The organism is Pseudomonas sp. GW823-FHT02C05, from assembly GCF_058797595.1.
The window spans coordinates 950,826-966,273 of sequence record NZ_JBXAJU010000002.1 but is presented as its reverse complement, the minus strand read 5'-3'; the positions used below and the strand labels follow the sequence as shown (position 1 = coordinate 966,273).

At 62.5% G+C, this 15,448-nt stretch carries 17 protein-coding genes; 8 read left to right on the top strand and 9 right to left on the bottom strand.

Features of this window, described 5'->3' with window-relative positions; translation table 11 throughout:
- Window positions 1-5: 5 nt before the first annotated feature.
- From flgJ to AC1RGE_RS15470, 6 genes are all read right to left on the bottom strand, one after another.
- Window positions 6-1,268, bottom strand: a complete 1,263-nt coding sequence (gene flgJ / locus AC1RGE_RS15495) for a flagellar assembly peptidoglycan hydrolase FlgJ (protein ID WP_011059953.1) — start codon at window positions 1,266-1,268, stop codon at window positions 6-8.
- Between the two features lie 10 nt (window positions 1,269-1,278).
- The gene (locus tag AC1RGE_RS15490; RefSeq protein WP_011059952.1) at window positions 1,279-2,388 is read right to left on the bottom strand and encodes a flagellar basal body P-ring protein FlgI; all 1,110 of its coding nucleotides are present in this window, start codon (window positions 2,386-2,388) and stop codon (window positions 1,279-1,281) included.
- Window positions 2,389-2,403: 15 nt separating this feature from the next.
- On the bottom strand, window positions 2,404-3,099 hold the full coding sequence (flgH, locus tag AC1RGE_RS15485) for a flagellar basal body L-ring protein FlgH (protein WP_011059951.1): 696 nt from the start codon (window positions 3,097-3,099) through the stop codon (window positions 2,404-2,406).
- Window positions 3,100-3,160: 61 nt separating this feature from the next.
- Window positions 3,161-3,946 (bottom strand): flagellar basal-body rod protein FlgG, encoded by a 786-nt coding sequence (gene flgG / locus AC1RGE_RS15480; RefSeq protein WP_011059950.1) that lies wholly within the window; start codon window positions 3,944-3,946, stop codon window positions 3,161-3,163.
- A gap of 45 nt (window positions 3,947-3,991) precedes the next feature.
- Window positions 3,992-4,732 (bottom strand): flagellar basal-body rod protein FlgF, encoded by a 741-nt coding sequence (flgF, locus tag AC1RGE_RS15475; protein ID WP_011059949.1) that lies wholly within the window; start codon window positions 4,730-4,732, stop codon window positions 3,992-3,994.
- A gap of 205 nt (window positions 4,733-4,937) precedes the next feature.
- Complete coding sequence (locus AC1RGE_RS15470) at window positions 4,938-6,506, bottom strand: sigma-54-dependent phenylalanine hydroxylase transcriptional regulator PhhR (protein ID WP_047284476.1); 1,569 nt, start codon at window positions 6,504-6,506, stop codon at window positions 4,938-4,940.
- A gap of 307 nt (window positions 6,507-6,813) precedes the next feature.
- On the opposite strand from AC1RGE_RS15470, the gene phhA reads away from it, so the two are divergent.
- From phhA to AC1RGE_RS15440, 6 genes are all read left to right on the top strand, one after another.
- On the top strand, window positions 6,814-7,605 hold the full coding sequence (phhA, locus tag AC1RGE_RS15465; protein ID WP_011059947.1) for a phenylalanine 4-monooxygenase: 792 nt from the start codon (window positions 6,814-6,816) through the stop codon (window positions 7,603-7,605).
- 70 nt (window positions 7,606-7,675) lie between these two features.
- Window positions 7,676-8,032, top strand: coding sequence for a 4a-hydroxytetrahydrobiopterin dehydratase (locus AC1RGE_RS15460; protein WP_007930096.1), 357 nt, complete (start codon window positions 7,676-7,678; stop codon window positions 8,030-8,032).
- Window positions 8,032-9,222: an amino acid aminotransferase gene (locus AC1RGE_RS15455; RefSeq protein WP_053156918.1), complete on the top strand. Its 1,191-nt coding sequence runs from the start codon at window positions 8,032-8,034 to the stop codon at window positions 9,220-9,222. The genes AC1RGE_RS15460 and AC1RGE_RS15455 overlap by 1 nt, the downstream gene beginning before the upstream one ends.
- A 194-nt stretch (window positions 9,223-9,416) precedes the next feature.
- Complete coding sequence (locus AC1RGE_RS15450) at window positions 9,417-9,548, top strand: hypothetical protein (protein WP_015634613.1); 132 nt, start codon at window positions 9,417-9,419, stop codon at window positions 9,546-9,548.
- An 83-nt stretch (window positions 9,549-9,631) separates the two neighbouring features.
- A complete protein-coding gene (locus AC1RGE_RS15445) occupies window positions 9,632-9,814 on the top strand; it encodes a hypothetical protein (protein ID WP_011059945.1) in 183 nt (60 codons plus the stop codon).
- 116 nt (window positions 9,815-9,930) lie between these two features.
- On the top strand, window positions 9,931-11,130 hold the full coding sequence (locus AC1RGE_RS15440; protein WP_492584586.1) for an MFS transporter: 1,200 nt from the start codon (window positions 9,931-9,933) through the stop codon (window positions 11,128-11,130).
- Here AC1RGE_RS15440 and arfB read toward each other — a convergent pair.
- The 3 genes from arfB to AC1RGE_RS15425 all read right to left on the bottom strand — a co-directional run bounded on the left by arfB (window position 11,127) and on the right by AC1RGE_RS15425 (window position 14,139).
- On the bottom strand, window positions 11,127-11,540 hold the full coding sequence (gene arfB, locus AC1RGE_RS15435) for an alternative ribosome rescue aminoacyl-tRNA hydrolase ArfB (RefSeq protein WP_492584585.1): 414 nt from the start codon (window positions 11,538-11,540) through the stop codon (window positions 11,127-11,129). The two genes, AC1RGE_RS15440 and arfB, sit on opposite strands and share 4 nt — an antisense overlap.
- Before the next feature lie 205 nt (window positions 11,541-11,745).
- Complete coding sequence (locus tag AC1RGE_RS15430; RefSeq protein WP_011059942.1) at window positions 11,746-13,167, bottom strand: amino acid permease; 1,422 nt, start codon at window positions 13,165-13,167, stop codon at window positions 11,746-11,748.
- Window positions 13,168-13,818: 651 nt separating this feature from the next.
- Window positions 13,819-14,139: a hypothetical protein gene (locus AC1RGE_RS15425; protein ID WP_134532568.1), complete on the bottom strand. Its 321-nt coding sequence runs from the start codon at window positions 14,137-14,139 to the stop codon at window positions 13,819-13,821.
- 49 nt (window positions 14,140-14,188) lie between these two features.
- Between AC1RGE_RS15425 and AC1RGE_RS15420 the strand changes: the two genes are divergently transcribed.
- The gene (locus AC1RGE_RS15420; protein WP_011059941.1) at window positions 14,189-14,326 is read left to right on the top strand and encodes a hypothetical protein; all 138 of its coding nucleotides are present in this window, start codon (window positions 14,189-14,191) and stop codon (window positions 14,324-14,326) included.
- 63 nt (window positions 14,327-14,389) lie between these two features.
- The gene (locus tag AC1RGE_RS15415; RefSeq protein ID WP_011059940.1) at window positions 14,390-15,355 is read left to right on the top strand and encodes a CgnE/CgnB domain-containing protein; all 966 of its coding nucleotides are present in this window, start codon (window positions 14,390-14,392) and stop codon (window positions 15,353-15,355) included.
- Window positions 15,356-15,448 lie beyond the last annotated feature (93 nt).

Sequence of the window (15,448 nt, the reverse complement as noted above, 5' to 3'; positions counted from 1 at the left end):
AGACCTTATAAATTCGTGGAAACGCCAGCCGCAGCGTAGTTCTGGTAATTCTTCATCTGCTTGGCTATCTGCGAAATCTTGCTTGCGTAATCCGGGTCCGTTGCATACCCGGCTTTTTGCAACTCGCGAACAAACTGTTCTGGTTTATCGGCCACCTTCAGCACTTCTTGATAGCGATTGTTGCTCTGCAACAAGGTCACCAGATCGTGGAAGCTGTCCTGATAGGAATCGTAGGAACGGAACGCCGCCGTCTCCTTGACCATCTGCCCGTTGCGGAACTCGCTGGTGATCGCCCGGGCCTGTGCACCCTGCCAACTGCTGCCGGCCTTGATGCCGAACAGGTTGTGGCTGCTGCTGCCATCCTGCTGGCGCATCACCGATTTGCCCCAGCCGGTTTCCAGGGCGGCCTGGGCCACCAGGTAGCGCGGATCGATCCCGATACGCTGGGCCGCCTGCTGCGCCATCGGCAGCATGGTGGCGACGAAGTCGTCGGCGGAACTGAAGGCACGCTTGGCCGGTGCCAGCGGCGGCTGGGCCATGGCCCGGCCATAGACCCGCATCTTGCCCTGGGACGCGGCGTAGCCCTGATTGACCCGCCACTCGCCCCGCAGCACGGCATCGGCGGCCGGGCTGTTGCGGGTCGGCGCGGCGTTCTGTGCGCCGCCCTCGACGGCACCGGCCGACGGCACGATGCCGGTCAACAGGCGATCGGTGAGCTTGCTGGGCAGGGACAGACGCCGCTGGTTGAGCAGCACCATGTCGTTATGCGCCACGCTCGTGCGCAAAGGATCGTGGGCCCGCGAAGCCCACATCGGGCGCTGGCCGTTGACCCGGCTCAACGGACCATCCTGGGCCGTGGTACCGGCAGCGATCGGCGTCGGAGTCGCCACCGGCGCCGCGGCCGGCAAAGTCGTGGTGGCCGCATTCGGATGAGCCGGCTTGTTCTTCATCATCTGGCGCATCAGCACATTGGCCAGGCCGATACCGCCACCCTCGCGAGACAGGGACACCGCCAACTGCTGGTCATACATGTCCTGGTACTGCTTGGCGGCCGGGGTATTGAGCGGGTTGTCCTGGCCTATGACGTCAGTGGCCTTGCGCATGGACTTGAGCATTTCATTGAGAAACAGCGACTCGAACTCCTGCGCCACTTTGCGCACGTTGGCTTCGCCGTCCTTGTCGCCGACCTTCAGTTGCTGCAGGCGGTTGAGGTCGGAGTAAGACCCGGAATCGCCGCTGCCAATCAGTCCGCTCTTACGAATATCCATGGCGCTCACCTCAAATCACGATCAGGTCGGCCTGCAAGGCGCCGGCCTGTTTCAAGGCTTCAAGGATGGCCATCAAGTCGCCTGGCGCCGCGCCCACCTGGTTCACCGCCCGGACGATCTCATCCAGAGTGGTGCCCGGGCCGAACTTGAACATCGGCTTGGCTTCCTGCTGAGCATTGACCCGCGAGCGGGGCACCACCGCGGTCTGGCCATTGGACAGAGGGCCGGGCTGGCTGACGATCGGGTCTTCGGTAATGGTCACGGTCAGGCTGCCGTGGGTCACCGCCGCCGGCGAGACCTTGACGTTCTGGCCAATGACGATGGTGCCGGTACGGGAGTTGATGATGACCTTCGCCACCGCCTGCCCCGGATCGATCTCCAGGTTCTCCAGGATCGACAGGTAGTCCACACGCTGGCTTGGGTCCAGGGGTGCAGTCACCCGGATCGAGCCACCGTCGATGGCTTGAGCCACGCCTGGGCCGAGCATGTCGTTGATCTTGTCGACGATGCGCTTGGCGGTGGTGAAATCCGACCGGTTGAGGTTCAGGGTCAGGCTGTTGCCCTGGTTGAAACCACTGGGCACGGCACGCTCGACCGAGGCTCCACCAGGAATCCGCCCGGCCGACGGTACGTTGACGGTGATCTTCGAACCGTCGCGTCCTTCGGCATCGAAACCACCCACCACCAGGTTGCCCTGGGCGATGGCGTAGACGTTGCCGTCGATACCCTTGAGCGGCGTCAGCAGCAAGGTGCCGCCACGCAGGCTCTTGGAGTTACCAATGGAGGACACGGTGATATCCACCTGCTGGCCCGGCTTGGCGAACGCCGGCAGATCGGCACTCACCGACACCGCCGCGACGTTCTTCAACTGCACGTTGCCGGAGCCGGCCGGCACCTTGATGCCGAACTGCGACAGCATGTTGTTGAAGGTCTGCAAGGTGAAAGGCGTCTGGGTAGTCTGGTCGCCGGTACCGTTAAGCCCGACCACCAGGCCATAGCCGATCAATTGGTTGGAACGCACGCCGGAAATGCTGGCGATGTCCTTCAACCGCTCGGCCTGGACGCCAAGGGAAGTGGACAGCAACAACGCCGCCGCCATCAGGTGCTTGAAATTGAGCATGAGTCTTTTCATCACCTAGAAAGGGAACAGCGGGCTGAGGAAGAAACGGTCGAACCAGCCAGGCTGGTTGGCATCGGCAAACGAGCCGGTGCCCGAATAGGTAATGCGTGCATCCGCGACCCGGGTCGAGGACACGGTGTTGTCGGTGGCGATGTCGTCCGCCCGTACCAGGCCTGCAATCCGCACCAGCTCATCGCCGGTGTTGAGGGTCATCCACTTCTCGCCGCGCACCGCGATGATGCCGTTGGGCAGTACGTCGGCCACGGTCACGGTGATCGAACCGGTCAGGCTATTGCTCTGGGCCGCCTTGCTGTCGCCCTTGGTGGCGCGATTGCCGCTGTAGCCGGCATTCAGGGTCAGGTCGCCGTCGCCCAGCGGGTTGTTGGTGTTGGGCACGGCACCGAACAGCGAGGTCAGGCCAATGCTGTTGGAACTGGTCTTGGTCAGCGCCGAGTTGGCACCCTTGCTGGCGTTGGTCCGCTCGTTCAGGGTGATGGTGATGATGTCACCGACCCGGAACGCCTTGCGGTCGCTGTACAGGTTCTGCTCGAAGCCGGCCTGGTAGATCGAACCGTTGTTGGACGCGGAAGGCAGCGGCGTACGCGGCAGCACCGGCGCGTAGTAAGGGTCATTGGGCTTGGGCGGCGGGGCGACACAGCCCGCGAGCACGGCACTCCCACTCAGCGCTAGAACACAAATAAACCGATTCATGACCCTTCCTCACGATGTTGCCGGTGCGCCACTTCAGACCCGTGGCGACCTCAAGACTTGATTACAGCTTCTGCGTAATGAACGAGAGCATCTGGTCCGCGGTGGAGATCACCTTGGAGTTCATCTCGTAAGCGCGCTGAGTGGTGATCATGTTGACCATCTCCTCAACGGTGCTGACGTTGGAGGCTTCCAGGGTGTTCTGCAGCGTGGTGCCGAAACCGTTGAGGCCCGGGGTACCGATCTGCGGCGCGCCACTGGCGGCGGTTTCCAGGAACAGGTTGTTGCCCTGGGCCTGCAGGCCCGCCGGGTTGATGAAGTCGGCGGTTTGCAGGTTGCCGATCACCTGGGACGCCGGGTTGCCGGCAATGGTGATGGACACGGTGCCGTCCTGGCCTACGGTGAAGGTCTGTGCATCGTTGGGCACGACAACCGCAGGCTCCAGGGCAAAACCGCTGGCGGTGACGATCTGGCCGTCGGAGTTCAGGTGGAAAGTACCGTCACGGGTGTAGGCCGTGGTGCCATCGGGCTGCAGGATCTGGAAGAAACCGCGGCCGTTGATGGCCAGGTCCAGAGGCTGCTCGGTGGTCTGCAGGCTGCCGGCGGTGAAGTTCTTCTGGGTGCCGACAATGCGCACACCGGTACCGACCTGCAGACCGGTTGGCAGCTCGCTGTCCTGGGTGGACTGGGCCCCCGGCTGACGCTTGATCTGGTACAGCAGGTCCTGGAACTCGGCGCGATCACGTTTGAAGCCCGTGGTCGAGACGTTCGCCAGGTTGTTGGAAATGACGGTCAGGTTGGTGTCCTGGGCGGACAGACCGGTTTTGGCAACCCATAGAGCCGGAAGCATTGATTTCTCCTCTCGCGCCTGTTTTACGGCGCTAGATACTGGTAATTAGCTGATCTGCAAGACCCGAGCCATGGCCTGGTCGTCTTCTTTGGCACTGTTCATCATCTTCACGTGCAATTCGAACTGCCGGGACAGGGCCAGCACCGCGGTCATCTCTTCAACGGCGTTGACGTTGCTCGACTCAAGGAAACCCGAGACCAGCTGGACGTTGGCATCGGCGGGTGCCGGCTGGCCGTCCTTGGTCTTGATCGAGCCGTCCAGGCCTTTGGTGAGGTTCTTGATGTCCGGGTTGACCAGCTTGATGCGGTCGACCTCGGCCATGACTCGTGGGCCCTCGCCCATGGCACGGATACTGATGGTGCCGTCCTGGCCAACTTCGATCTTCTGCTCGGGTGGCACGGCGATCGGGCCGCCATTGCCCATCACCGGCATGCCGTTGCCGGCGCGCAGCACACCCAGGGCGTCGACATTCAAACTGCCGGTACGCACATAGCTTTCGCTGCCGTCGGGGCTCTGCACGGCGATCCAGCCGTTGCCGCTGACGGCCACGTCCAGGTCACGACCGGTCTCCACCATCGAGCCGGCACTGAAATCCGTTGCCGGGCGCTCGCTCATGGCAAAGGCGCGCGCCGGAAAGCTGTCACCAAATACCGGCATCGCACGGGCCTGCTCCAGATCGCGCTGAAAACCATTGGTAGAGATGTTCGCCAGATTGTTGGCATGAGCCTTTTGCGCCAGTGCATTCTGGCTGGCGCCGGTCATTGCCACATAAAGGTACTTGTCCACAGTCTTTCCTCTGTCTGCCGGACGTTTGCCGCCCACCGCTGTACTGCGAAGCCATAAGCAATAAGCGCACCAACTTTTTCACGCAGTGGTGATCCCCAGGCGGGGCAAGGCTTTGCCTGATTACAGAGGAAAAAACAGCGCTGACAGAAGACGGAAAAACGGCGGTCTTATGCCGCTACCGGCAAGTAACGGCCCGGATACAAGCCTAGGGATTGTCGCCGGCATTCTTGCCGACCTCGTATTCGCGCAGCTTGTTGGCGATGGTGGTGTGGGAAACCCCCAGCCGCTTGCCCAGCTGACGGCTGCTGGGGTGCTCGGCGTACAGACTCTCGAGCACGGCCTTTTCAAAGCGCCCGACAATCTGTTCCAGGCCACCCTCCAGGGAGAAATCGCCAAGCGGCTGGCGCGCACCATAGTCCGGCAGCCGGATGTGCTCGGTCTTGACCGTACCGCCATCGCACAGGGAAACCGCCTGAAACAGCACGTTCTCCAGTTGCCGCACATTGCCCGGCCAGTGGTAGTGACTGAGGCGTTCCATGGCCGCCGGCGCCAGACGCGGCAACGGGCAACCGATCTGCCGGCTGGCCTGGTCGAGAAAGTGCTCCACCAGGGGGGTCAGGCCGTCGAGGCATTCGCGCAATGGCGGAATGTGCAGGGACAGCACATTCAACCGGTGATAGAGGTCCTGACGGAACTCGCCCCTGGCGCACAACTCGGAAAGATCCACCTGGGTCGCGCAGATCACCCGCACATCCAGGTACACCTCTTCATCGCTGCCGACCCGGCGGAAGCAGCCATCCTGCAGGAAGCGCAGCAGCTTGACCTGCAAGCGTGGGCTCATCTCCCCTACCCCGTCGAGAAACAGGGTGCCACCGGCGGTCAGCTCCAGCAGCCCCAGCTTGCCCTCTGCCCGAGCCCCCTCGAAGGCGCCGGGGCCGTAGCCGAACAGTTCGGTCTCGGCCATGGACTCCGGCAACCCGGCGCAGTTCAGGGCCATCAGCGGCGACTGCCCGCGCGGGCTGGCCAGGTGACAGGCACGGGCCAGCAGCTCCTTGCCGGTCCCGGTCTCGCCCTCGATCAGCAACGGCGCATCCAGCGGCGCCATGCGCCGAGCCTCACGCACCACCGCCGCCATGACTTTCGAACTCTGGAAGATGCTGTCGAAGCCCCGCAGCTCCTGCTTGCGCACGTTGTAGATGCGCTCGCCAACGCGATCCGCCCGGTGCAAGGTCAATACCGCGCCGGCCATGGCTTCGCTGTCGTCATGTTCCGATTGCAGCGGCGCGATGTCCGCCAGGAACACATCGCCCCTGACCTTGACCCGCAACCCGTTGATCCGCGACTGGTTGGCCCGCACCAGTTCCGGCAGGTCGAAGTCTTCGGCGTAGCGCGACAGGGGAATGCCCGGCACCTCGTCCACCCGCACCCCCAGCAACTGCGCTGCAGCCCGGTTGGCCGCCACGATGGAGCCGCCCATGTCGATGGACAGCACCGGGAATTCCAGGGCCCCCAACAGCGCATTGAGCTCCATGTGCCGGCGCTCGCTGGGCATCAACCCGACTCGCTTGACGCCAAACACCCCGGCGATGGACTCGAACTTGGGGCGCAGTGCCTGGAATTGCAGGTTGATCAGGTTCGGGCAGTGCAGATAGATGGCATTGCCATGCTCGCCCCCCACCTCGCCACGGGCCACGTTGATCCCGTATTCCACCAGCAGGTTGAGAATGTCGCGCAGGATGCCGATGCGATTCTGGCAGTGAACTTTGATACGCATAGAAGGAAGGCCCTGGGACTGGCAGTAAAAGGCATAAGCGCCGAAAACCGACGCTTATGGCATCGGGTTTTACAAACTTTCTGCAGGATGGCGCAGATAGTCGTCAAGATTATGTGACAGCAAACGGCTTTTTCAAACCTGAAAACCCACCACAGGGTGGAGACCCCGCCAGATTCGTAACGTTTACTTTACAAATTGATGCGCGACAGCCCTCTACCCGCACCGGCCACCTGCTGCAAAGCGTCGCACCCTCGGGTATCACTGGGGTCACACATAACAAGAACGCATCCCCTGGCAGGAGAGCAGCATGAAGCAGACGCAGTACGTGGCCCGCGAGCCCGACGCGCAAGGTTTTATCGACTATCCACCCGAAGAACACGCGGTGTGGAACACCCTGATCACACGCCAGTTGAAAGTGATCGAGGGCCGTGCGTGCCAGGAATACCTGGACGGCATCGACAAGCTCGGATTGCCCCACGACCGTATTCCGCAACTGGGCGAAATCAACAAGGTCCTGGGTGAAACCACCGGCTGGCAAGTGGCCCGGGTACCGGCGCTGATCCCCTTCCAGACTTTCTTCGAACTGCTGGCCAGCAAGCGCTTTCCCGTGGCGACCTTCATTCGCACCCGCGAAGAACTCGACTACCTGCAAGAGCCGGACATCTTCCACGAGATCTTTGGCCACTGCCCGCTGCTGACCAACCCCTGGTTCGCCGAATTCACCCACACCTACGGCAAGCTCGGCCTGCAAGCCACCAAGGAAGAGCGGGTGTACCTGGCGCGCCTGTACTGGATGACCATCGAGTTCGGCCTGGTGGACACCCCGGCCGGGCGGCGCATCTATGGCGGCGGCATCCTGTCCTCGCCCAAGGAGACCGTGTACAGCCTGTCCGAAGAGCCGGAACACCAGGCCTTCGACCCGCTGGAAGCCATGCGCACGCCGTATCGCATCGACATCCTGCAGCCGATCTATTTCACCCTGCCCAACCTCAAGCGCCTGTTCGACCTGGCCCACGAAGACATCATGGCCCTGGTCCACCAAGGCATGCAGCTGGGCCTGCACGCCCCCAAGTTTCCGCCAAAACCCAAGGCGGCCTGAGCGGCCCGCACTCGCGAGCCGCTGCGAAAGATAGTAACTTCCAACAAGAATTGAATCCTGGGAACCCACCATGACCGCTCTGAACCAAGCCCATTGCGAAGCCTGCCGTGCCGATGCTCCTCAAGTCAGCGACGAAGAACTGCCGGTACTGATCAAGCAGATCCCTGACTGGAACATCGAAGTTCGCGATGGCGTGATGCAGCTGGAAAAAGTCTTCCTGTTCAAGAACTTCAAATTTGCCCTGGCCTTCACCAACGCCATGGGCGAGATCTCCGAGGCCGAAGGCCACCACCCGGGCCTGCTCACCGAGTGGGGCAAGGTCACCGTGACCTGGTGGAGCCACTCGATCAAGGGCCTGCACCGCAACGACTTCATCATGGCAGCCCGCACCGATGAAGTGGCCAAGACCGCAGAAGGACGCAAGTAATGCACTTCGACGCCATCGGCCGGGTTCCCGGCGACCCGATTCTCGGCCTGATGGGGGCCTACGCCAACGATCCCAACCCGCGCAAGTTCGACCTCGGCGTGGGGGTCTACAAGGACTCCCAGGGCCTGACGCCGATCCCGCGCTCGGTGAAGCTGGCCGAACAGCGCCTGGTGGACAGCCAGGACACCAAGATCTACATCGGCGGCCATGGCGACGCGGCCTTCGGCAAGGTGATCAATGAACTGGTACTGGGCAGCGATTCGAAACTGATCGCCACCCAGCGTGCCGGCGCCACGCAAACCCCGGGCGGCACTGGCGCCCTGCGCCTGAGTGCCGACTTCATCGCCCACTGCCTGCCGGGCCGTGGCGTGTGGCTGAGCAACCCGACCTGGCCGATCCACGAGACCATCTTTGCCGCGGCCGGGGTCAAGGTCAGTCACTACCCCTATGTGGGCAGCGACAACCGCCTGGACGTCGAGGCCATGCTGGCGACCCTGAACCAGGTGCCCGAGGGCGACGTGGTGCTGCTGCACGCCTGCTGCCACAACCCCACCGGCTTCGACCTCGGCCACGCCGACTGGCAACGCGTGCTGGACGTGGTACGCAGCCGCAAGCTGCTGCCGCTGATCGACTTCGCCTACCAGGGCTTCGGCGACGGCCTGGAGCAGGATGCCTGGGCCGTGCGGCTGTTCGCCGCCGAACTGCCGGAAGTGCTGATCACCAGCTCCTGCTCGAAGAACTTCGGCCTGTACCGCGACCGGACCGGCGCTTTGATCGTCTGCACCCAGGACGCCGAGAAACTGCTCGATGTGCGCAGCCAACTGGCCCATATCGCCCGTAACCTGTGGTCCACGCCACCGGATCACGGCGCGGCGGTGGTCGCCACCATCCTCGGCGACCCGGAGCTGAAAAGCCTCTGGGCCGACGAAGTGGAAACCATGCGCCTACGGATCGCGCAACTGCGCGCCGGCCTGCTGGAGGCCTTGCAGCCTTACGGCCTGGCCGAACGTTTCGCGCATATCGGCGTGCAACGGGGAATGTTCTCCTACACCGGCCTGAGCCCTGCCCAGGTCCAGGAGCTGCGTGACCACCACAGCGTGTACATGGTCAGCTCCGGCCGCGCCAACGTGGCCGGGATCGACGCCAGCCGCCTGGACTTGCTGGCTGAAGCCATCGCCCGGGTCGTATAGCAACTTGCGCACCGTCACAGGCAGCCCTCTGGCTGCCTGTGACGGCAAGCCGCACCACTCGATGAAATCCCTTTCATCCCAAAAAGCGCGATAAAAATCTTTTTGTCATTTCCAGTGCTGTATCCTGCCCAAGCTTTTTAAAAGCGCGGATCTACCCAGCGATTTAAAAAACAGACTTTGCGAGGAGCAACGACATGCATGAGATCCCGAATCTCCCCTTCCCAAGCCTGCACGAAACTGAGCAGACAACTCCGCCACAAGCCAGTGCCGACAAGCCTGTAGTGCAAGAAGCCGCCGACAGCCGCAAGGCCGACAGCGAAGACTGAAAGCTGTAACCAGACCGTGTGGAAAGCGCTACTCAAGCGCTTTCCACACCGCCTGAAACCCTCCTCCCGAGCCCCGCCGCACCATGACCGAATCCTTCAGCGAAACCCAAGCCAGCGTGCTGATCGGCACTGCCGAACAGATGATCGACGTGTGGAATCGCCTCAGCGAAGAAAAACAGGCCGCTCTGCTGGCCCGCTTCGGCACCCAGGAAAACGCCTTGGCCGCCCTGGTCACCACCCGGTTGCTGGGCAACAATGACGCCTGAACCGACTCCGGCCAGGTAAAAATCTGAACAACCCATCGATTTCCCCCACAACCCCTCCCTGCACATCGGTATCATAAGCAGCCTATCTATTGAGCTGTCGCAGTGGTCCCCTTCCCATGCCAGATACCCAGCGCCCCTTGACGGTCACGCTGCACGTCGTCTCCATCGTCCTGTTCACCTTTATCGGCTACCTGAATATCGGCATTCCGCTGGCGGTGCTGCCGGGCTACGTGCACAGCGAGCTGGGCTTTGGCGCGGTGATCGCCGGCCTGGTGATCAGCGTGCAATACCTGGCCACCCTGCTCAGCCGGCCCTATGCCGGGCGCATCATCGACAATCTGGGCAGCAAGCGCGCGGTGATGTACGGCCTGGCCGGCTGCGGCTTGAGCGGGGTGTTCATGCTGCTTTCGGCCTGGCTGCACAACCTGCCGACCCTGAGCCTGATCAGCCTGCTGATCGGCCGCCTGGTCCTGGGCAGCGCGGAAAGCCTGGTGGGCTCGGGCTCCATCGGCTGGGGCATCGGCCGGGTCGGGGCGCAGAATACCGCCAAGGTGATTTCCTGGAACGGCATCGCCAGCTACGGCGCCCTGGCCATCGGCGCGCCGCTGGGGGTGTGGCTGGTAAGCCGGCTGGGGCTGTGGAGCATGGGAGCGAGCATTATCCTGCTGGCGCTGCTCGGCCTGCTGCTGGCCTGGCCGAAACTCGCCGCGCCGATCGTTGCCGGCGAGCGCTTGCCGTTCATCCACGTGCTGGGCAAGGTGTTTCCCCACGGCTGCGGCCTGGCCCTGGGCTCCATCGGCTTTGGCACCATCGCCACCTTCATCACCCTGTACTACGCCACCCGGCACTGGGACAACGCCGTACTGTGCCTGAGCCTGTTCGGCGCCAGCTTCATCGGCGCGCGATTGCTGTTCGGCAACCTGATCAACCGCCTCGGCGGCTTTCGCGTGGCGATTGCCTGCCTGTCGGTGGAAACCCTCGGCCTGTTGCTGCTGTGGCTGGCCCCGGATGCCAATTGGGCCCTGGCCGGCGCAGCCCTGAGCGGCTTCGGCTTCTCCCTGGTATTCCCGGCCCTGGGGGTGGAAGCGGTGAACCTGGTGCCAGCCTCCAGCCGCGGCGCGGCAGTGGGGGCCTACTCGCTGTTCATCGACCTGTCGCTGGGCATCACCGGCCCGCTGGCGGGGGCGATTGCTGCTGGTTTCGGCTTTGCCTCGATCTTCCTGTTCGCCGCCATCGCTGCCTGCACCGGCCTGGTGCTGAGCCTGTACCTGTACCGCCAGGCGCCCAAGCTGCGCCAGGAACGCGAGGCGCGCTAGAAGTCCACTTTGCCGCGCCCGGCCTTGATGCTGCCGCGCTTGGCCTTGGTCTCCAGGCGGCGCTTCTTCGAACCCAGGGTCGGCTTGGTCGGGCGGCGCTTCTTCTCCACCTTGATGGCGCTGAGAATCAGCTCGGTGAGGCGCTCCAGGGCATCGACGCGGTTCTGCTCCTGGGTGCGGTACTGCTGGGCCTTGAGGATGATCACGCCGTCACTGGTGATGCGGCTGTCGCGCAGCGCCAGCAGGCGCTCCTTGTAGAACGGAGGCAGGGACGAAGCCGGAATGTCGAAGCGCAGGTGCACCGCGCTGGACACCTTGTTGACGTTCTGCCCACCTGCGCCCTGGGCACGGATGGCGGTCAGCTCGATCTCGGCATCCGGCAGATGCACGTTGTTGGAAATCACCAGCATGGAACAGGAATCCGTCTTCAGGGCGCATAGGATACCCCCATTCCCCACGCTCTTGCGGGTCTCTTCGCTGGCAAGCCAGCCCCCTACAGCGGGCAGGCACACCGTAGGAGCCGGCTTGCCAGCGAAAGCGATCTCAGCCCCCCGACAAAAATCACGGCCATGAAAAACCCGGCCGGAGCCGGGTTAGTCGTTGCCAGGGCCGCGCTTACTTCAGCGAAGCACTGGCTGCCTGCAGCGCGTGCTGGGCACTGCGCTTGTTCTTGATGCAGTAGCAGACCCACATGAACACCACCCACACCGGGATCGCGTACACCGAGATCTGGATGCCCGGAATCATCAGCATGATGCCCAGGATGAACACCACGAACGCCAGGCAGACGTAGTTGCCGTAGGGGTACCACAGCGCCTTGAACAGCGAGGTCTGGCCGGTACGCTCCATGTGCTGGCGGAACTTGAAGTGCGAGTAGCTGATCATCGCCCAGTTGATCACCAGGGTCGCCACCACCAGGGACATCAGCAGCTCCAGGGCGTGCTGCGGAATCAGGTAGTTGAGCACCACGGCGACGAAGGTCACCAGCGCCGAAGCGAGGATCGACATCACCGGCACGCCGCGCTTGTCGATCTTGGCCAGGGCCTTGGGCGCATCGCCCTGCTCGGCCATGCCCAGGAGCATGCGGCTGTTGCAATAGGTGCCGCTGTTGTACACCGACAGCGCCGCGGTCAGGACCACGAAGTTGAGGATGTGCGCCGCGGTGTTGCTGCCCAGCATCGAGAACACCTGGACGAAGGGGCTGCCGCTGTAGGCATCGCCGGAAGCGTTCAGGGTCACCAGCAGGGTGTCCCACGGCGTCAGCGACAGCAGCACCACCAGGGCGCCGATGTAGAAAATCAGGATGCGATAGATCACCTGGTTGATCGCCTTGGGGATCACGGTCTTCGGCTTGTCGGCTTCCGCTGCAGTGAAACCGAGCATTTCCAGGCCACCGAAGGAGAACATGATGATTGCCATGGCCATCACCAGGCCGCTGACCCCATTGGGGAAGAAGCCGCCGTGGGACCACAGGTTGCTCACCGAGGCCTGCGGGCCGCCGTGGCCACTGACCAGCAGGTAGCTGCCCAGGGCGATCATGCCGACGATGGCGACCACCTTGATGATGGCGAACCAGAACTCGGCCTCGCCGAAGACCTTGACGTTGGCCAGGTTGATGGCGTTGATCATGACGAAGAACACGGCTGCCGAGGCCCAGGTCGGGACGTCCGGCCACCAATAGTGCACATACTTGCCGACCGCTGTCAGCTCCGACATGCCCACCAGAATATAGAGGATCCAGCAGTTCCAGCCCGAGAGGAAACCGGCAAAGCCGCCCCAGTATTTATGGGCAAAGTGGCTGAAGGAGCCGGCCACCGGCTCCTCGACGATCATCTCGCCGAGCTGGCGCATGATCATGAAAGCGATGAAACCGCAGATGGCATAACCGAGGATCATCGACGGGCCGGCGGACTTGAGCACCCCGGCCGACCCCAGGAACAAACCGGTACCAATCGCGCCGCCCAGGGCGATCAGTTGAATATGGCGATTCTTCAGGCCGCGTTTCAGCTCGCCCGAATGCGAGTTTTGTCCACTCATGAAAAGGCTCTCACGCAAGGTAATGTGTGTCAGACGTTGCCGCCCGGTAAAGGCTTAAGCGGCGCGGATCAAACCCCAGCGCAGGCACCAGAAGTTCAGCGTTCTTTTAACGGTCATGCGTCACCTGTTTGTTTTTATCTGTGACGAAATCGAACCCACCACGCTCGTGACGCGGCGGAGTGAACAAGGTGGATAACCTTGAGTTTATTGGCCTTGCAGCGAGCTCTTCAGCGCCTCGCAAGCGGTCTGGAAAGCACGTTTCAGGCGCAAAATGCGCGGGTACGCAGTTGGGTCACAGTTAAAACGCCGCGCATTGTACACCCCTGACTCCCTGCCGCCAGACACCGCTTTATCAGCGTGCCGGTAACCGGAATCCTGCGGGGCCAGCCCGATGCTCGGCATCGGCGGCGCGAAAGTGGACGGACCGAGTGGGGTCGTCGATAAATGAGCGAAGGCCATCGCCCATCGAAGGGTGTGGGTGAAAGTCGGTTACGGCGTTCATTGCGCCTCCTTCTTGTTATGCACCTGTACGCAGGCAGATGTGCATCTCACCTGCCTTGGCGCCCCGGAACAAGCGGGCTAGAGCCTCGGCGGTGGCGTTCCCGAACAACTGCCGGCAGCTTTTCCTTACAGCACATCCATCGCCGCGAATTACAGGCGGATCACGGCGCATTTCGTAATTTTTTCTTTACGAGGCGTAACGATAAATTGCCAAACCAGATCAACTGGCGAACCGACTGCAAATTGACACCCACGCCGCCCGACAAGCGGAAAAGCCTTAGCTTTTTGTTTTCTGGGAATAAATATTTCACCTAAAAATAGAAAATAAAGTTCAGCAGAAAATAATCTAATTATTTTTTTGCACTTCAAAATGCCCTGGACTAGGTTTCCAGCCACTTGCCGGCTCAGCCAGCCGACAAGTTCCGGGAGTGGATGAGCGGCCCAGCAACCTTCCCGTTCTCCGCTGTTCAACTGCTCCGCCAATGGACTGCTTACACGCACTGTATCTAGGAGAGACACCATGCAAGCACTGGAACAAGACCTGGAAACCGAACTGCAACTGGACGACTGGTTCGAAGCCGCCACCCATGAAGCAGCAGTGGAAATGATGCAGGCCGACGCGGTGGTGCCATTCGGCACTGCCATGTGGCCGATGTAAGGCGCCCGGACCGGTGCAGGCCTGGTGCCTGCGCCGGTCACCTTTGTCCTCCAGGGAGGTTTTATGGACCAGACCCGCGCCATCCGCCATTTCCTGTACTACCTCGAGCGGCATCCGGCCTTGAGCGGCCCCCAGCCCTCCAGGGTGGTGATCGGCCACACCGCCGAGTACCAGGCCATGGTCAGCGCCATCCTCGAACAGTCGCGCCAGGCCACCCCACTGACGGTCAGCGCCCTGCGCCTGGACCAGGAGCCGGCGGCGACCCTTGCCCAGGCCATCATCGACTGTGACCTGTACATCTTCTTCTACGACTCCTCGACCCTGCCCCAGCCACGCCCCGACGGCCCGGAGTTCCTGCGGCCGCTGCATGGGCTGATGGCCGAGCACTGGAAGAAGTCCCTGCTGTTCAAGGATTACGGCGAGTACTTCTACGACACCTTCAGCGTCGAGCCGCAACGCATTGCCGACCTCAACGCCACTCTGATCCGCCGCCTGTCCCAGGCCACCACCCTGAGCTTCAGCGACCTTCAGGGCTCGTATTTCGAAGCGCCCTTGAACAGCGTGAAGAAATGGACCGACATCAACGGCGTCGGCAACTACGACCTAGCACCGGGGGAAATCGCCACCCACAGCGATGCCATCAACGGCCATGTGAAGTTTCTCGGCACCTTCCTCAGCACCATCCCTTTCGCCCGCAAGTACGGGGTGCTGAAAGCACCGCTGGAACTGTGGATCGAGAACTCCAGCATCAGCCGGGTGGCCACCGAGGTGCCGGGGCTGGCCAATGACTTCAACAAGTACCTGGATGCCAACCCGTCCAACCGGCGCATAGAGGAACTGGGAATCGGCACCAACGAGGGCATCAGGTCCCTCTACGGGCGCAACTCCGGCTTCGAAGAGCGCCATTGCGGCCTGCACCTGGGCCTGGGGGGCGGCGCCAAAGGCAGCCATCACCTGGACCTGATCTTCAGTTCCGGAGTGCTGGCGGTGGATAACAAGCCTGTGTTCGACGGCCAGTTCGCCTTCTAGCGTAGGAGCTGGTAAGCGAAGGCCGCTATCAGCCTGCGCAAGCCGGGCGGCCCGGTTCGCCGGCAAGCCGGCTCCTGCGCAGTTGCAGGCAAA

Excerpts from the sequence above, each read along its gene's own strand:
- flgJ (WP_011059953.1), bottom strand. The coding sequence starts at position 1,268 with ATGGATATTCGTAAGAGCGGACTGATTGGCAGCGGCGATTCCGGGTCT.
- AC1RGE_RS15490 (WP_011059952.1), bottom strand. The coding sequence starts at position 2,388 with ATGCTCAATTTCAAGCACCTGATGGCGGCGGCGTTGTTGCTGTCCACT.
- flgH (WP_011059951.1), bottom strand. The coding sequence starts at position 3,099 with ATGAATCGGTTTATTTGTGTTCTAGCGCTGAGTGGGAGTGCCGTGCTC.
- flgG (WP_011059950.1), bottom strand. The coding sequence starts at position 3,946 with ATGCTTCCGGCTCTATGGGTTGCCAAAACCGGTCTGTCCGCCCAGGAC.
- AC1RGE_RS15470 (WP_047284476.1), bottom strand. The coding sequence starts at position 6,506 with ATGCGTATCAAAGTTCACTGCCAGAATCGCATCGGCATCCTGCGCGAC.
- phhA (WP_011059947.1), top strand. The coding sequence starts at position 6,814 with ATGAAGCAGACGCAGTACGTGGCCCGCGAGCCCGACGCGCAAGGTTTT.
- AC1RGE_RS15460 (WP_007930096.1), top strand. The coding sequence starts at position 7,676 with ATGACCGCTCTGAACCAAGCCCATTGCGAAGCCTGCCGTGCCGATGCT.
- AC1RGE_RS15455 (WP_053156918.1), top strand. The coding sequence starts at position 8,032 with ATGCACTTCGACGCCATCGGCCGGGTTCCCGGCGACCCGATTCTCGGC.
- AC1RGE_RS15450 (WP_015634613.1), top strand. The coding sequence starts at position 9,417 with ATGCATGAGATCCCGAATCTCCCCTTCCCAAGCCTGCACGAAACTGAG.
- AC1RGE_RS15445 (WP_011059945.1), top strand. The coding sequence starts at position 9,632 with ATGACCGAATCCTTCAGCGAAACCCAAGCCAGCGTGCTGATCGGCACT.
- AC1RGE_RS15440 (WP_492584586.1), top strand. The coding sequence starts at position 9,931 with ATGCCAGATACCCAGCGCCCCTTGACGGTCACGCTGCACGTCGTCTCC.
- arfB (WP_492584585.1), bottom strand. The coding sequence starts at position 11,540 with ATGCTGGTGATTTCCAACAACGTGCATCTGCCGGATGCCGAGATCGAG.
- AC1RGE_RS15430 (WP_011059942.1), bottom strand. The coding sequence starts at position 13,167 with ATGAGTGGACAAAACTCGCATTCGGGCGAGCTGAAACGCGGCCTGAAG.
- AC1RGE_RS15420 (WP_011059941.1), top strand. The coding sequence starts at position 14,189 with ATGCAAGCACTGGAACAAGACCTGGAAACCGAACTGCAACTGGACGAC.
- AC1RGE_RS15415 (WP_011059940.1), top strand. The coding sequence starts at position 14,390 with ATGGACCAGACCCGCGCCATCCGCCATTTCCTGTACTACCTCGAGCGG.